14 protein-coding genes are annotated in these 15,281 nt (G+C 62.7%); 7 read left to right on the top strand and 7 right to left on the bottom strand.

Translation table 11 applies throughout. The features are described from left to right. Positions 1-121: 121 nt before the first annotated feature. Positions 122-610, bottom strand: coding sequence for a putative toxin-antitoxin system toxin component, PIN family (locus ABIE32_RS09525; RefSeq protein WP_224150468.1), 489 nt, complete (start codon positions 608-610; stop codon positions 122-124). Beyond that, complete coding sequence (locus ABIE32_RS09520) at positions 607-1,896, bottom strand: THUMP domain-containing class I SAM-dependent RNA methyltransferase (protein ID WP_429015515.1); 1,290 nt, start codon at positions 1,894-1,896, stop codon at positions 607-609. The genes ABIE32_RS09525 and ABIE32_RS09520 overlap by 4 nt, the downstream gene beginning before the upstream one ends. Before the next feature lie 234 nt (positions 1,897-2,130). Between ABIE32_RS09520 and ABIE32_RS09515 the strand changes: the two genes are divergently transcribed. Then, positions 2,131-3,219: a serine/threonine protein kinase gene (locus ABIE32_RS09515; protein ID WP_429015513.1), complete on the top strand. Its 1,089-nt coding sequence runs from the start codon at positions 2,131-2,133 to the stop codon at positions 3,217-3,219. Positions 3,220-3,313: 94 nt separating this feature from the next. Here the strand turns inward: ABIE32_RS09515 and ABIE32_RS09510 are convergent, their stop codons facing one another. The 5 genes from ABIE32_RS09510 to htpG form a co-directional block, all read right to left on the bottom strand. Next, on the bottom strand, positions 3,314-4,696 hold the full coding sequence (locus ABIE32_RS09510; protein ID WP_429015512.1) for a hypothetical protein: 1,383 nt from the start codon (positions 4,694-4,696) through the stop codon (positions 3,314-3,316). Between the two features lie 184 nt (positions 4,697-4,880). Next, positions 4,881-5,363 carry a hypothetical protein gene (locus ABIE32_RS09505; RefSeq protein WP_429015509.1) on the bottom strand — a complete coding sequence of 161 codons (483 nt, stop codon included), beginning with the start codon at positions 5,361-5,363 and terminating at the stop codon, positions 4,881-4,883. Positions 5,364-5,510: 147 nt separating this feature from the next. Then, positions 5,511-6,245 (bottom strand): exosortase H-associated membrane protein, encoded by a 735-nt coding sequence (locus tag ABIE32_RS09500; RefSeq protein ID WP_429015507.1) that lies wholly within the window; start codon positions 6,243-6,245, stop codon positions 5,511-5,513. A 93-nt stretch (positions 6,246-6,338) separates the two neighbouring features. Next, positions 6,339-6,893 (bottom strand): exosortase H, encoded by a 555-nt coding sequence (xrtH, locus tag ABIE32_RS09495; RefSeq protein WP_429015505.1) that lies wholly within the window; start codon positions 6,891-6,893, stop codon positions 6,339-6,341. Positions 6,894-7,316: 423 nt separating this feature from the next. Then, a complete protein-coding gene (htpG, locus tag ABIE32_RS09490; RefSeq protein WP_429015502.1) occupies positions 7,317-9,260 on the bottom strand; it encodes a molecular chaperone HtpG in 1,944 nt (647 codons plus the stop codon). A gap of 403 nt (positions 9,261-9,663) precedes the next feature. Here htpG and ABIE32_RS09485 point away from each other — a divergent pair, with 403 nt between their 5' ends. From ABIE32_RS09485 to ABIE32_RS09460, 6 genes are all read left to right on the top strand, one after another. Beyond that, complete coding sequence (locus tag ABIE32_RS09485) at positions 9,664-11,820, top strand: SdrD B-like domain-containing protein (protein ID WP_429015499.1); 2,157 nt, start codon at positions 9,664-9,666, stop codon at positions 11,818-11,820. A 133-nt stretch (positions 11,821-11,953) separates the two neighbouring features. Beyond that, the gene (locus ABIE32_RS09480; RefSeq protein ID WP_429015497.1) at positions 11,954-12,562 is read left to right on the top strand and encodes a hypothetical protein; all 609 of its coding nucleotides are present in this window, start codon (positions 11,954-11,956) and stop codon (positions 12,560-12,562) included. A gap of 5 nt (positions 12,563-12,567) precedes the next feature. Then, a complete protein-coding gene (locus ABIE32_RS09475; protein WP_429015495.1) occupies positions 12,568-13,221 on the top strand; it encodes a hypothetical protein in 654 nt (217 codons plus the stop codon). Positions 13,222-13,298: 77 nt separating this feature from the next. Continuing rightward, complete coding sequence (locus ABIE32_RS09470; RefSeq protein WP_224150477.1) at positions 13,299-13,757, top strand: hypothetical protein; 459 nt, start codon at positions 13,299-13,301, stop codon at positions 13,755-13,757. Beyond that, positions 13,754-14,575, top strand: coding sequence for a hypothetical protein (locus tag ABIE32_RS09465; protein ID WP_429015491.1), 822 nt, complete (start codon positions 13,754-13,756; stop codon positions 14,573-14,575). The genes ABIE32_RS09470 and ABIE32_RS09465 overlap by 4 nt, the downstream gene beginning before the upstream one ends. After that, positions 14,572-15,240 carry a hypothetical protein gene (locus ABIE32_RS09460; RefSeq protein WP_429015490.1) on the top strand — a complete coding sequence of 223 codons (669 nt, stop codon included), beginning with the start codon at positions 14,572-14,574 and terminating at the stop codon, positions 15,238-15,240. Before ABIE32_RS09465 ends, ABIE32_RS09460 begins: the two co-directional genes overlap by 4 nt. Positions 15,241-15,281: the final 41 nt, after the last annotated feature.

The raw sequence follows: 15,281 nt of genomic DNA, 5'->3' as shown, positions 1-15,281 counted from the left end.
AACCGGCCATGGCCTGGGTGGTTGCAGCGCAACAGCGGCATGCTGCAAAAATTTATGCACGCCAGAGAAGTCAGAGCGGATGTGTATGCCGCACCGCCTGCCATGCTGCGCAATGCAATGGTCACGCCGGAGCAGGCACTGGCTCCAGTTGCACGATATTACCCACCGTCGCTCCGTAATAGGTCGCCACCCGCTTGCGCTGCTTGAGCACGGCCTTGTCCTTGCTGACGAGCAGTGCCTGGTGCTGGCTGGCCAGGTCCAGAAAGTGCTGGTCGTCCGGGTCGGTGCAGGTAAAGCGGATCTTGGGCGCTTCTGCCACGTATTGCACCGCAGCGTCGAAGGCTGCCATCACGCCTTCGGGGGTCTTGCCATAGAAGCTGACGCGCGGTGCGATCTGGCTGTAGTGCAGCACGCGCTCCAGCTCGGTGCGCTGGGCCTGGTCGGCAATCCAGCGCAGATGGCCCTGGGCCACGAGTTCACGGATGGGCGGAATATGCGGGTCGTCAAAGATCAGCATGTCCAGCACCACGTTGGTGTCGAGCACCACGGGGCGTGGCAGCGGGCCTGCATAGCCATCGTTGCAGGCGGGCCACTTGAGCACGATTTTCATGCGCCAGGGCCTTCCGGGGCGCCTTGATCACTCTCATTCTTGCGCGGTTTGACGGTACCCTTGACCATGTCGAAGCGGAACAGGCGGCACTCGATGGGGCCGTTCCACATCGGCGTGCGGCGCGATTCCTTGAGCCGCATCTTGCCGGGCAGCTTGAGGTCGGGCGTGAGCATCCAGGCGCTCCAGCCGCTGTAGTTCTTCTTCCAGTGGCTGGCCAACTGGCTGAAAAACTCCCCGCCGTCCTCGGTCTGCGCGGTTTCGCGGCCCACCTGCGCCACCTGACCCATGCGCTCCTGCGCATTGCGGCCAGCGCTGCCGGCGGCAGCAATGCGCTCGCCATAGGGAGGGTTCAGCAGCATCATGCCGGGCTGATCGCTCGGGGGCATGCGCTGCAGTGCATCGCCGCCGCGCAGTTGGATGGAGCCGGCCACGCCTGCACGCTCGGCATTGCGCTGGGCAAAGTCGACCATGCGGAAGGCAATGTCCGATCCGTAGATGCCTACCGGACTTTCGGGCAGGATGGCTGCCTCCGCCTCATCCAGCATGGCTTCCCAGACATGGCGCTGAAACGGCACGAGCTTTTCAAATGCAAAGCGGCGCAGAATGCCGGCGGGAATGCGTCGTGCGATCTGTGCGGCCTCGATCACCACGGTACCGCTGCCGCAGCAGGGGTCGTACAGCGGCTGGGGATCATCGCCGTGCGGGTCCCAGCCGCTGGCGGCAATCATGGCTGCAGCCAGCGTTTCCTTGAGCGGCGCGTCGCCCTTGTCTTCGCGCCAGCCGCGCTTGAACAACGCCTCGCCCGAGGTGTCGATGTAGATGGTGGCGCCATCCGTGGTCAGGTGCAGGTGCACGCGCACATCGGGGTGGTGCGTTTCCACGCTGGGGCGCACGCCATTGCGTTTGGTGCGGAAGCGGTCAGCGATCGCGTCCTTCACGCGCAGCGCAGCGAAATTCAGGCTGGTCAGCGGGCTGTGCTGGGCCGTCACTTCGATCTTGAACGTCTCCTTGGGGGAGAACCAGATCTCCCAGGCCACTTCGCTGGCGGCGCGGTACAGGTCATTCTCGTTGCGGTACAGGCTGTGCGACAGCTCGACCAGCACACGCTGCGCGAGGCGGCTGTGCAGATTGAGCAGCATGGCATCGCGCCACATGCCGCGCAGCATCACGCCGCCCCGGCTTACCAGCAGGTCTTGCCCCGTAGCGCCGGTGATGGCGTGGACTTCGTCGGCCAAAAAGCCCTCGACGCCGGCGGCGCAGGGCAAAAACAAGTGCAATTGGTTCATAGAGAACCGCCAAGGATACGCGGTTGCTCCGCAATCCGTGCAGTCTGACGGGAATGGCGGACTGCGCGGGCCGTGCTTTGGCAGCCTGAATGCGCCGGAAAATTCACCAGAAACATCGAAATTGATAGCAATCTTCGATAGATGCCATTGCGCAAAAGCGCTATTTCTCAGCAATCCCGTTGATCACACCCCGGATTACAGCCACGGCCAGCCAGTCGGCAGACAATGGCTGCCATGCACACCCACCATTTTGATGATGACACCCAACCTGCCGCCCTGGACACGGCTGCGGCCACCGGCGCTGGCCAGGCGCTCCATGCCTACGCTGCACTCACGCCCGATGTGGTGCTGGATGCGCTGGCAGATGTGGGCCTGATGGGCGACGGCCGGATGAACCCGCTGGCCTCGTATGAAAACCGCGTCTACCAGGTGTGGCTGGACGATGGCCGCAAGGTGGTCGCCAAGTTCTACCGCCCCGGCCGCTGGAGTGACGACCAGATTGCCGAGGAGCATGCCTTCTCGCAGCAACTGGTTGATGCCGAAGTGCCGGTGGTAGCGCCCCTCGTCCTGAACGGCACCAGCCTGCACCATCACGCAGGCTTCAGCTTTTCGGTATCGCCCTGGCGCGGCGGGCGGCAACCCGATCTGGATGACTGGGACGTGCTGGAGTGGACAGGCCGGTTCCTGGCCCGCATCCATACCGTGGGCGCAGCCCAGCCCTTTGTTTCGCGCCCGGCCATCAATGTGCACGATTTCGGTCTGGAGCCCCACGACTGGCTGATGCGCCACCAGGCCATTGCCCCTTCACAGCGCAACGCATGGAGCGATGCCTGCCTGCGCGCCATCGGAAAGATCCGCCACATCATGGACCCCGGCAATGCCACCGGCCACTTTGCCGCAGGTCCTTGCCAGACCCTGCGCCTGCACGGTGATTGCCACCCTGGCAACGTGCTATGGGTGCCCCCCGATGAGGCGGGCGGTGGCCCGCATTTTGTGGATCTGGACGACGCACGCACCGGACCGGCGGTGCAGGACATGTGGATGCTGCTGTCAGGCAACCGGGCGCAGCAGGCGGCGCAGCTCTCCACCCTGATTGAAGGCTATGAACAATTTCGGCCCTTTGACCGGCGCGAGCTGGTGCTGATCGAGCCGCTGCGCACCCTGCGCCTCATCCATTACAGCGCGTGGCTCGCCCGCCGCTTTGATGACCCGATCTTCCCCATCCACTTTCCCTGGTTCGGCAGCGATGCCTATTGGCAGGAACAGACCCAGTTGCTGCATGCGCAGGTGGAGGCGATGGACGAAGCGCCGCTGTACGTGTGATACCGCTGGATGGCTTCAATGTATTTGGGTCAAAATGACACTTGACGCCTGTAAATCAGGCGCCAACTGCTATCAATAACAAAGCAAATACGCCTCAGACCCTGCGGCCGCTGCGCAGTTGGCGGCGGGACAGCAGCGCCCCCAATCCGCCCAGCCCTGCAGAAGCCAGCAACAAGGCGCCCCACCCGAGCGTCGGCACGGGCGCTGGTGCCACAGGAACTGGCTCGGGCGGCACCACCGCAGCAGCGATTGGCCCCAGCGCCAGCGAGCATGCTTGCGCCCCCGTCAGGGTGCCTTGGGTCGCCACTGGCGTGACACAGTACGACAGGTACTGGTGCTCATCGGCAGCCACCAGGGTATAGGCCAAGGAAGTGCCTGCGGTCGCGCCCGATTGCACCACGGTGCCCTGCGACGAAGCCGTCAGCCCTGGCGCGGCGCTGCGTACCCATACGTATTGCGTGCCTGCGGCAGAGACATTCTCTGGGTCGGATTCGGTATCGGCGTAGCTGTAGCTGCCCGTCAGTACCTGGCCCACCGTTGCCGTGCCGCTCAGCGCAGGGACTGCGCTGGGGGCATTGTTGGGCGGCGCAGGCACTGCAGTGATGCTGATGCTGCCGTTTTCGCCCGAGGGGTTGGCTACGCCCTTGACATTGGCCGCAATGGAAGGATTGCCCAGCGAAGTGCTGGCCCCGGTGATCTTGTAGCTGCCTGCATCCAGGATGCAGGAATCGCCGCTGCCGCCCGGCGCGCCATTCACATCGACGCTGCCATCCACCCCGTGCACGCCGCCTGCGCCAGCATGGCCGGTGTAGCTGCCACCGCCACCGCTGCCCCCAGCGCCGTCCACATTCCCGCCGTTCTCGCCATTGCCGCCCACGGCTGCCATGGCACATTGCGCATCCTGCGCATTCAATACCAGATTGTTGGCCGCAGGCGAGCCAGGCACACTCCAGTTGCCGCTGGTGCCGCGAATACGTGAATTGGAGCCACCAGCACCACCGCCGCCCGCCGTAATGGCCGCGCCGGCCACCACCAGTTGCGAAGCGCCACCACCGCCGGCCCCGCCCGGACTGATATTGAGCGTGCCCTGGTTTCCACCACGGCCCCCAGCCCCCGGCAAGGCAGACGTAACGGAGCCTGCATCCTGGCGCGTGCCGTCGCCCCCTCCTGCTGCACCAACCCCATAGGATGCCTTTGGCGTTCCCAGCGCTCCTTCACCCCCTTCGCCCACGAGCAGGCTCACCGTTTCACCACCCTGCACGGCAATGGTGGCGGTGACTACCGTGCCGCCCACACCATTGCCACCCATTGCGTCATCCCATCCGCCTGCGCCGCCCGCTGCCCCCTTGATGATGACCTGCAGACTGCCGGTGCCCGCAGGCACGGCATAGGTATGCACGCCCGGCGTGGCAAATACCTGCGGCGCTGGCGTCTGCGCCCCCGCGGACAAGGCAGAGGCCGCCAGCATTCCTGCCATGGAAAGACGGAGATGGCGGGGCCGCGACGAGCGAAAGAAGGCGCATAGATTCATAAATTTCTCCTATTTATGAATCATTTTAAATATCAATATGTAATTATTGTTTTTAAAAACCTGTTAAAAATTATCTCCTGCACGATCGCGATTCGAGACAAGTATCAGCATCGGCGGTAGCCGCCTTCTGTCAGCACGCACTGCGGAATTTGCAGTCCGGCACCGTCTGGCCATCGGCACCACGCCATTGCAGCGCACCACCCTCAGCGCCCACTGGCGCAGCCTGCGAGGGTTGGGCACCAGGTACCACCCGCCCCGCCTCCGGCACAGAAGGCTCGGGCGAACGCCTCCCATCCGGCGAAGGTGCAGCCGGATCGTAGAGCACTGTGCCAGTACCCACACCCACGCCGACATTCGCGCCGCCCACCGAAGTGCCCACCCCCACACCCGCATTGCCGGTGACCTGGCCACTCTGGTTGACGCCCACGCCGACCCCGACAGGGCCCACGCCCGTGCCCACGCCAGCGCTGACGCCGCCACTGCCTACGCCGACACCCACCGAAAACGGGCCGACAGGAATGCCAACGCCGACGTAAGGAGAGCAGGCGGAGAGAGACAACGCAGCCACCGCGCCCATGGCTGCAACTCGCCACACGGAAATCTGTTTTTGCATAGAAAGGTATTGTTCCACCACCCCAGCCATCACCCGGTCAACGAGATATCGGCTGCCGAGGTGCTGGAAACCGTCGAGCCGTGCTGCCGGGGGCACAATCAAAATCAATAGCTGCCAGCGCCTTCCAGCCTGCGCTGAATGCCCGTTTCACCGGTCATTGCGCGGTGGCAATGTGATGCTGATGCTGTGCGAGATCTCGGCCCCCGTTTCGGCAGGGCGGATCACCTGCTCCGGTGGTGGGGGTGGCGGCGCTTTCACGACCATGGGCTTGGGAGCGATCCGGGGCTGGATATTCTTCTTCCAGGCCTCCACCAGAACATCGTTGACGAACTGGCGGTCCATCCACAGCCACAGCAAAAATGGCACCAGGGTTGGAAGCACAAGGCTGCCTAACTGGTAGCCATAGGCCAAGCCTTCGAGCTGGCCCTGCGATATCTTCAACAGGCGCAGATCAAGATTGGTGGCGAGCACCACCTGCATCAGCAGGCTGGTGCAGATGCTGAATGCCTGAAATGGCAGCAGCACGATATAGCCAACAATGGCACGCCAGACCCGCCCTTTGCGCCAGGCCGCCAGCAGCAGTGCAAGAAAGATGGGAAAACCATAGGCATAGCGGCCCGGGTCCGCGTCCACCGAAATCTCCACCCACCGCCCGCCCGTCTGCGCGTTCGCGATGCCGACATTGGTGTCCACCTCCATCTTGCCTGGGGAAATCTGCACCTGCTTGACCCAGCCCGCAGCCAAGTCCTCAAGCCCTTCCTTGGAGATGACGGCCACCGGATAGCTGATCCATGGCGACAGCTTGGTCCACACCGTGGTCAGCACGATGATGCCGACAAAAGCCAGCACGGCAAATCGCTGAATCGGGTTTAAGCGCTTCATCCCTCTTCTCTCCGGTTCCTGCTACATACGCAGGAGTGTCATTGTTCGGGTCCAACAAGGCCAGCAGTACGATGCTGCTGGCTCACATCACATTCAGGCCGCCACCGGCTCATTCTGCCCGGCGATGCTGCCCGAAGGTGGCGAGCTGTCCGAACCATCCTCGGCCCGCTTGGCCCGCTGGCCCGCACGCACCCACACCAGCCACACCACCAGCACGTCCAGCATGATGAGCGCCTGCCACAGGTATTCATGGGCAAAGTTGAAGGCCGTCATGTTCCACTGGCCCAGGTAGAACAGGCTGATCACCCGCACGATATTGATGGCCTGCACCGCTACAAAGCCCAGCACCATGCCGATGAGCTTGTGGCGCCATGTGGAAGGAAACGCAAGAATGGCGGCAAACAGAACAATGCAGGCTTCGATGCCATTGCATCCTGCCTCGATCGACACGCCAAAATTGGAGGCATGGTTCCACAGCACCTTGCCTTCGGCAACGGCGGACTTGTCGAACCAGGTCACCAGGAAAGCACAGATCTTGGCCAGCAGTGCCGTCCACGGCTCCACCAGATGCTTTTGCACCCAGTTGAGCATGTTCAGACCAAACAGGGTGAGCTGGATGCCCAGAAAAACAAAAAAGAATCGAACCATGGTGATCGCTTGCCTTCACTCGAACGGTGGACGTCTTCCATCCATTGCCGCATCGCGTTTATCGTTGTGCCCCGGCGAGATCGTGGTGCCAGGAATGTGCCTGGTCACTGCGGCGGTCTCCGCGCCGTTCACCTGAGCTTTTCAGCCAGACAGTTCAGGCCCGCACCTGCCATTTGCGCCGCCTGGAGCATTCATGGAGGTAAATATAGCCCCGAAAGGGGCCAATCGCGCCAATACACCTGTTAACAACTCATGCTAAGGCGTCGCGCCGCAACACATCCGGCGTCGCAACACCTGCAGCGCGCAGCGTTGCTGCGCCGCTTTTGCAGAAGGCTGCCAAAAAGCAAAGAAAGAAGACAAAAAAGAAAGCCCCGGCCCTTGATGGAGCGGGGGCTGTTTCTCTGACGGATTCAGCGCGGAAAATCAGGCCAGCAGCGCGTTCACCCGCTTGACGTAGGCAGCCGGGTCTTCCGGCAGACCGCCTTCGGCCAGCACCGCCTGGTCGAACACGATTTGAGCCAGATCATGGAAATGGACACTACCGTCCAGCTTCTTGATCAGCGGATGCTCGGGGTTGACCTCCAACACCGGCTTGGACTCCGGTGCGGCCTGGCCGGCTTGCTTGAGCATGCGGGCCAGTTGCAGGCTCATGCCACCGTCCTGCACCACCAGGCACGCTGGCGAATCGACCAGGCGGCTGGTGGCGCGCACGTCCTCTGCCTTGTCCTTGAGCGCATCCTTCAGCTTGGCAAGCACAGGCTTGAAGGCCTCTGCCGCTTCCTCGGCTGCCTTCTTTTCGGCTTCGTCCTGCAGCTTGCCCAGGTCGACCGCGCCCTTGGCTACGGACTGCAGCGGCGTGCCGTCGAACTCGTGCACAAAGTTCAGTGCCCATTCGTCGACGCGGTCGGTCATCAAGAGCACCTCGATGCCCTTTTTCTTGAAGACTTCGAGTTGCGGGCTGTTCTTGGCAGCGGCCAGCGTATCGGCAGTGATGTAGTAGATCGCGTCCTGTCCCTCCTTCATACGGGCCTTGTAATCGGCAAACGAGGTCACGACCCCGTCCTGAGCCGTCGACGCAAAGCGCAGCAGCTTGGCAATGCGGTCGCGGTTGGCCATGTCTTCGCCCAGGCCCTCTTTCAGCACGGCGCCAAATTCGGCATAGAACTGGCTGTACTTGCCTTCCTTGGCCTTGTCTTCTTCGCTCACCACATCAGTCACGTCGCCATCCGCACCTGCATCATGCCTGTCGTGCCTGGCCAGGTCTTCCAGCATGGAGAGCACACGCTTGACCGAGCCATCACGGATCAGTTTCACATCACGGCTTTCCTGCAGCAACTCGCGGCTCACGTTGAGTGGCAGGTCTGCCGAATCGATCACACCCTTCACAAACCGCAGGTACTGGGGCATCAGCGCCTCAGCATCGTCCATGATGAAAACGCGCTTGACGTACAGCTTGATACCGGCGTGCTTGTCACGCTGGTACAGGTCGAACGGCGCCTTGGCGGGGATGTACAGCAGCTGTGTGTACTCGGTGTTGCCTTCAACGCGGTTGTGGCTCCAGGTCAGCGGATCTTCAAAGTCATGGCTGATGGCCTTGTAGAAGTCCTTGTACTGCTCGTCGCTGATGTCCTTCTTGGCGCGGGTCCACAAGGCGCTCGCCTTGTTGACGGTCTCCCACTCGCCGGTCTTGACCATTTCACCGGGCTGGTCGTTCTCGCCGTCCTTCCACTCCTCCTTCTCCATCAGGATCGGCAGGCTGATGTGGTCCGAGTACTTGGCGATGATCTGCTTGAGCTTGTAGCCATTGAGAAACTCATGAGCCTCGGGCCGCAGATGCAGGGTGATGCTGGTGCCGCGCTCTTCGCGGGTGATCTGCTCCACCTCGAAATCACCCGATCCGCCGCTCACCCAGCGCACGCCGTCGGATGCAGGCACTCCGGCGCGACGTGATTCCACCGAAATCCGGTCGGCGACGATGAACCCGGAATAGAAGCCCACACCGAACTGGCCGATCAACTGCGAATCGACCTTCTGGTCGCCGCTGAGCTTTTCCATGAAGGCCTTGGTACCGCTCTTGGCAATCGTGCCCAGGTTGTCGATGGCCTCCTGCTCCGTCATGCCGATGCCGGTATCGGTGATCGTCAGGGTCTTGGCAGCCTGGTCAAAGGACACACGCACCTCAAGCTTGGGCTGATCGCCATAGAGACTGGCATCGCCCAGTGCTTCAAAGCGCAATTTGTCGCATGCGTCTGACGCATTGGAGATCAGTTCCCGGAGAAAAATCTCCTGGTTTGAGTACAGCGAGTGGGTGACGAGATGCAGAAGCTGCGCTACTTCCGCCTGAAAGGAATGGGTTTGTTTTGTCATGAGGATGGCTCGTGTCAACAGAAATCAATCCGTCATATGGGCGCCATGGTGGGCGATTCAAGAGCCGAATATTCAGCCTGAACATTTATTCGAGAAATCTATTTCAAAAGTATTGTTTGTAACAATTATAAATACTATCAATAACGTGATTGCATGAACAATCTTTAATCTTCTTTACATAAGCACCTATGTTTGCCTGTCATCCTTTCTGAGAAACTAAACGTTACGTATCGAATTGCACTAATCGATTAAGAATTGGAATGTAAATGATTTCAAATGTAATCACCAAATATTACAAATGAAAGCGCTTCATTTACATTTTTTTCCCGTCTTGCCTGCGCCCGTTCTGCGCAGGCCCGGGACGGCCTATTTACTGACCTGCATTGCCAGCATCTCTTCTGCCATGGCCCAGCCCGTCACCTCCTCCAGCGCCACTGCAGGCAATGTGCCCGGCATTGAGGCCATGACGCCCGCAGAAGCCGAACAGGCGCGGCTGCGCAAGCTGATCGACGCAGCCCCTCCCGCCTATGAGGACAGGTTCATGAGCGCCGACGAGGTCAGCTCCCTGCGCTCTGGCGAGGCCGCCAGCGCAGAAGAGGCCCTGTCTCAGCCGGAAGGGTTGCGCAGCTGGTCGGTGGAAGGCCGCCTCGGCGCCGCCCAGTCCAGCAGCTCCGGCGCAGGAAAGCGCCAGGCCACCGAATTTGGCCAGCGCATCGAGTACCGCCAGCAGACTCTGAACTATGGTGAATGGGTTCTGCAAGCCGATGGACGCTCGCAGCACGGCGACCAGGATGCCGGCAACGGCATTGGCGCCCTGGGTTATGCCCGCGAGGCCAGCAGCCAGCGCATTACCCTGCGCAATCTCGGCATGCCCCTCACGCCGGGTGTGCTGGCCGACACCACCTTGGGCGATGCCTACAGCGAACTGACCACCGGCCTCAGCCGCAACTACCGCCTCACGCTGGGCACCAGCACCGTGCGCGGGCTCTCGACCCGCATCTACGGCAGCGATTTCGATCTGCGCGCAGGCATGGGCGAGCGTGGCGACTTGCTGGGCGGCCCGTATCCAGGCTTCGAGAAAAGCCAGGGTAGCATTGCCTGGCTAGGCGCCACCCGCCGCCTCGGCGATTCCTGGTATGCCGCCGGCCAGATCGAGCAGGCGCGCAGCATTCCGGCCAGTTACTACAACTTCCTCACCGGTGACGGCTCGGGCAGCAAAAACGTATCAAGCTGGGCCGCAGCTGTGGGCTATGGGGGAGAACTGCGGCAGGACGGCGACCTGCGTGCCCGCCTGACAGTCTTGGGCAGTAGCACTTCCAGCACCACGCCGGGCACGGCAACGGGGGGAGCCCAGGGCCTGTACCTGGAGGCGGGAGCAAAGCTGGGGCGCTTTCGCCATGAATTCGGTGCCTATGTCTCTCGGCCCAATCTGTATTTTGGCGACTACCTGCTGCCTTCGGGCACACAAGGCGCGTACTGGCGGATGGACCACAGCGCCAGCAGCCTGAGCTGGGGTGGCGGGCTTGATTTCGAGCGAGTGCGCAGCAGCGCCCAGGCGATGCAGACCGGCTCGTCCCGCCTGGGCGCCAGCGGCAATGTGCAGTACTTCATCAACCGCGACAGCTCCATTGGTGGCAACCTCAATCTGTACCAGACGCGTTACGACGCCGGCGCCAGCGGCCAGACGGCACTGGGCACGCAGCGCAGCATCTACGCCTACGGCTTCTACCAGACCCGCTTTTTCGATCTGCCACGCACACGCCTGAGCCTGACCGCCAGGCGCAACGAGCAGATCGTACTGGGCGACGGTAACGCCACGGGCCGTGAAGTGCAGTGGGAGCAGGACTGGATCACGGTTCGGCGCGAAACCATGCGCCCCGAACTCACCACCACGCTGGGCTGGGCGGACGACCGCAGCGGCGGCACCGCGCGCCAATACCCAACCGCCGGCGTGCAGGTGCGTTACTGGGCCAGCAGCTCGCTGAGCTTCTCTGGCAACCTGCGCTACACCTCGCAGACCGGAGGCCTGTACACCAGCCGAGGCCTGTCGAGCACCCTCTCGGCCGAGCAGGATCTGGGCAGCGGCTGGCGCCTGGGCTTCTCTGCGCTCATCAACCAGGCACGGGCCTCCACGGTACCCCTGCCGAACTGGACCGGCCCTCAGGTCTATCGCAGCAACGACAAGACCGCCTACGTCTATCTGCGTTGGGACGGCAGCACTGGACGCCCCTTCGCCGTGGCCGGTGGAGCGCCCGGCACAGGTGCGGGCAGTGTCTCGGGCAACGTGTTCTACGACGCCAACCGCGATGGACAGCGGCAGATCGGTGAAAGCGGCGTCAATGGCGTCGAAGTGGTGCTGGATGGCCGCTACCGCACCGTCACCGACCGCGAAGGCCGTTTCTCATTTCCGATGGTGGGCCAAGGCCAGCATCGAATCACTGTCACGCTCGACAGCGTGCCGCTGCCCTGGGGCGCAGCGGACGAGGCCGGCGTGAGCGTCAATGTTCCGCTGCGTGGCGATGCCAACGCCGAGATTCCCGTCATCAAGGTGGGGGAGTAGCCATGCAGCAGACCACAGGCTGGGCAATGTGTAAACGGCAGTAAACCCCTGAACTGCCGAGCACGTTGAAGACCAGCCTCCACCAGCGCACCCGCGCTTTTGCCAACCCCCTTTGACACAAAGGACTGTGAAAATGATCAACAAACTTCTGAATCCGATTGCGCTGGGCACTGTCTTGATGCTCGCATCCGCAGGCCATGCACTGGCCGACAGCCAGTACGGCTACTCCACCAGTGGCAGCAATGTCACGGCGCAGGCCAACGTCAAGCTGTCGGTGGCGGTGCCCAAGCTGATCCTGCTGCGCGTAGGCTCGACCAACACCACGATCGATACCCTCAGCTGGACTGCAAGCTTCAGCATCCCTGCCGTACCGACAGCACCTGTGGTCGGCAACAACACCAGCGTGGACTGGAGTGGTGCAGCGCCCACCTCGACGCTCAACACACCGGCCGCACTGACCGTCTATGCCTGGACCAATGCAGGCACCGGCACCCTCACCTGCGCCGCCCCGACCTGGACCCCTGCCACAGGAGGCCCCGCCAATACGGACTTCACCGTCACCGTTACCGGCACGCTGCCACACCCGGGAACCAACCTGGCCTGCGGCGCTGCAAGCGCGACCATCCCGTCGAACTCGGTAGCCACCGGCACCTGGGCCTACAGCCTGGCAAGCGCAGCAGCCGCCTCCTGGAAAGCAGGCTCGTATACTGCCCAGGTGACCTACACCGCCACTGGCGTCTGATGCCCATGCGTGCCGCAGCTCTCCTGACCACAGCCCCGGGGCGATTCCGCGCTCCGCTGGCTGCGGGACTGGCGCTGCTCGCATGCGGCAGCACAGTCCCCGCCAACGCGGTGATCACCACCGTGACCGACACCGGCAACAATCACGCCATTTCGCTGCAGGTGGGATCGGCATCGGCCATCGACACCGTGCAGTTCAATGTGACCGGCAACAACGTGGGCCTCACCCCAGGGCCGGTAACAGGCACGCCTGCCATTGACATCTCCGTCGTCCCCACCCGGCCAGCCAACTCCGACGGCACTGCGCGCCCGGTCACCCTGCAGGTGGACTCATCCGCAGGTCTCACCTGCCAGAGCACCAGTTGTGGCACCACCATCATCCCCTTCAGCAAGATCAGCTGGACGGTGAGCAATTCCAGCGGTGGCAGCGCGGGCGACATCCAGAACGGCCAGTTCAATGGCGCTGTCAACCAGCAGATTGCCAGCTTCAATGCCAATGCCACCTATTGCTCGCTCCCCATCCTCATCTTTTGCCTCGGCTGGGTCTACCAATCCAACACCATGAACGCCACACGGCTGACGTTCACCTATGCCAACGACGTCATCTACCCCGCTGGCGCCTACAAGGGTACGGTGTACTTCACCGCATCGATGCAGTGAGGATGCATATGCCGCGATTGCACTCCGCCCATCTGCCCCCTCTGCGCCGTTTGCCGAGTTTCCAGCGTTTTCCAGCCATGCTTGGGCTGGCTGCCTGCGTGATGGCTTCAGCGGCCCACGCACAGATTGCGCGGCTGGACGATTCAGCCTCGCCGCGCGCGCACGTGCAGGCCGACTTCCGCCAGGCACAGATGATCGATGCCCAGACCCTGCTGCTGCCCTTTGGCCGGGTCGAATACCGGCTTGCCACCGCGCCCTATGTGGGTCGGCGGGCACGTATTTACTATGTCATTCCGCTTGCCGTTGCAGGGCTGCGCTCGCCGTCCGCGCTGCAGGTGCAGTGGCGCGGCGCCCTGTTTCAAAGCGGCATGGGCCGCCCAGGCGACCGCGTACTGGTCTGGAGCGGCGACGTCCGCACCCCGTGGATCACCGACACCTTTGACCTGCAACTGCGCATCGACCCACGCCAGTTGCAACTGGGCCGGGGCGCAAGCCTCAGCTTCGAATCCTATTTCGAGATCGAGATACAGCCATGAGTCGTTTTGTTCCCTCCATCGTCCGCAATGCCTCCGCACTGGGTCTGGCCTTGCTTGCCGCCTGCGTGCAGGCTGCGCCTTTCGAGATTGCCGTTGCGCCATCGCGCTTTGAACTGACCGCCAAGGGCGGCGAGCGGCTGGGCCAATCGATCGACATCCACAACCTGGGAAATGCTCCCACAGCCGTCTCGATTCGCACGCTGGACTGGACCTACTCGCCTGAAGGCCAGATCACTTACCACGACGAACTGCTACCCGGCAGCTGCCGCCCCTGGGTGGTACTGGAGCGGCGCACACTGACGGTGCCTGCGCAAACCAAGAACAGCTTCCGCTTTCAGGTCACCCCTCCGGCCGATACACCGCGCAGCGAATGCCGGTTCATGATCACCATCGAAGGCGTGGAACCTGCACAGCAAAGCATCATCCGCAGCGGCAGCGCAAGCCTCAGCCTGCCCGTCACCGGCCGCATTGCAGTGGCGGTGTATGTGATGCTGGGCGGCGCCGAGCCCAAACTTGAAATGCACCAGCTCGCCATGCGCGAGGTAGCCGGCAAGCGCACACCTACCGTGAGCGTAAGCAATACCGGCGACGCCCATGGCCGCCTTGAAGGCACGCTGGACGCCAAAGATGCGAAGGGCCGCACCTTCAGCCTCGTCGTCGAAGGCACCCCCATCATGCCAGGCCAGACGCGAACACTGGCGCTGATGCCCAAGGGTGACGACGGCCAGAGCGCACCGCAGCCCAGCTACCCCGTGCAGGCAAGCGGCCTGCTGGACTGGGACAAGGGCAGCTTCAAAATCAATACGGAACTGAAGTGAAAACCCGCCACGCCCGCCTGCACCACGCCACCTGCGGGTTGGCGCTGGGGCTGGCTTTGGCTGCCGGCAACACAGTGCATGCCGCCAGCGCCTCGTCGGGCAATGGCAGCCTGCCGCGCACCACTCCGCGCGTGGCGCTCAACTTTGCCATCCAGATCGACAAGTTCCTCTTCTTCCGGATTGGTGACGGCGCCTGGCCCACACCTGGCGGCACGGCTTCGCAGGTGGCCTTCACGCTGACACCATCGATCCCGGCGGTGCCGACCACACCCGCAGTTGGCAACAACACATCGGTCAACTGGAATGGCGCCGCCCCTGGCTTCGTGGTGGCCGCAAGCGGTAACGTCTTGCCGGTGGAAGTACGCAGCAATGGCGGGCAGGTGAGCCTGTACGCCACCGTCACGACACCTCTTACCAGCGGCTCCAACACCATTCCGATGAGCGAGATCGTGGTCACCAGCAGCGACAGCGCCAACCTGCCCGCGCCCCCCATTCCCAACAGCGGCAACGGCACCACGGTGAATGTGAATGGCGGCGGCTCGGGCGCGGTGAACAGCCTGGTCACCATCCGCAATGCCAACTGGACGTTCTCCTACGCCAACAGCGCAAGCCGCACAGCAGGCTCCTACAACGGACAACTGCGCTTTACCGCCACGACGCCATAGGCACAGCATCCGCAGGAACGCAGGAACGCAGGAACGCAGGG

This window comes from Comamonas sp. 4034 (assembly GCF_050434545.1).
In the GTDB taxonomy this organism is placed as follows: Bacteria; Pseudomonadota; Gammaproteobacteria; order Burkholderiales; family Burkholderiaceae_C; genus Comamonas; species Comamonas odontotermitis.
The sequence above is the reverse complement of the archived record's forward strand: the minus strand, read 5'-3'. Positions and strand labels throughout refer to the sequence as shown.

Bases quoted from the DNA above. Each gene is read 5' to 3' on its own strand.
- ABIE32_RS09525 (WP_224150468.1), bottom strand. From the start codon at position 610: ATGAAAATCGTGCTCAAGTGGCCCGCCTGCAACGATGGCTATGCAGGC.
- ABIE32_RS09520 (WP_429015515.1), bottom strand. From the start codon at position 1,896: ATGAACCAATTGCACTTGTTTTTGCCCTGCGCCGCCGGCGTCGAGGGC.
- ABIE32_RS09515 (WP_429015513.1), top strand. From the start codon at position 2,131: ATGCACACCCACCATTTTGATGATGACACCCAACCTGCCGCCCTGGAC.
- ABIE32_RS09510 (WP_429015512.1), bottom strand. From the start codon at position 4,696: ATGGCAGGAATGCTGGCGGCCTCTGCCTTGTCCGCGGGGGCGCAGACG.
- ABIE32_RS09505 (WP_429015509.1), bottom strand. From the start codon at position 5,363: ATGCAAAAACAGATTTCCGTGTGGCGAGTTGCAGCCATGGGCGCGGTG.
- ABIE32_RS09500 (WP_429015507.1), bottom strand. From the start codon at position 6,245: ATGAAGCGCTTAAACCCGATTCAGCGATTTGCCGTGCTGGCTTTTGTC.
- xrtH (WP_429015505.1), bottom strand. From the start codon at position 6,893: ATGGTTCGATTCTTTTTTGTTTTTCTGGGCATCCAGCTCACCCTGTTT.
- htpG (WP_429015502.1), bottom strand. From the start codon at position 9,260: ATGACAAAACAAACCCATTCCTTTCAGGCGGAAGTAGCGCAGCTTCTG.
- ABIE32_RS09485 (WP_429015499.1), top strand. From the start codon at position 9,664: ATGGCCCAGCCCGTCACCTCCTCCAGCGCCACTGCAGGCAATGTGCCC.
- ABIE32_RS09480 (WP_429015497.1), top strand. From the start codon at position 11,954: ATGATCAACAAACTTCTGAATCCGATTGCGCTGGGCACTGTCTTGATG.
- ABIE32_RS09475 (WP_429015495.1), top strand. From the start codon at position 12,568: ATGCGTGCCGCAGCTCTCCTGACCACAGCCCCGGGGCGATTCCGCGCT.
- ABIE32_RS09470 (WP_224150477.1), top strand. From the start codon at position 13,299: ATGCTTGGGCTGGCTGCCTGCGTGATGGCTTCAGCGGCCCACGCACAG.
- ABIE32_RS09465 (WP_429015491.1), top strand. From the start codon at position 13,754: ATGAGTCGTTTTGTTCCCTCCATCGTCCGCAATGCCTCCGCACTGGGT.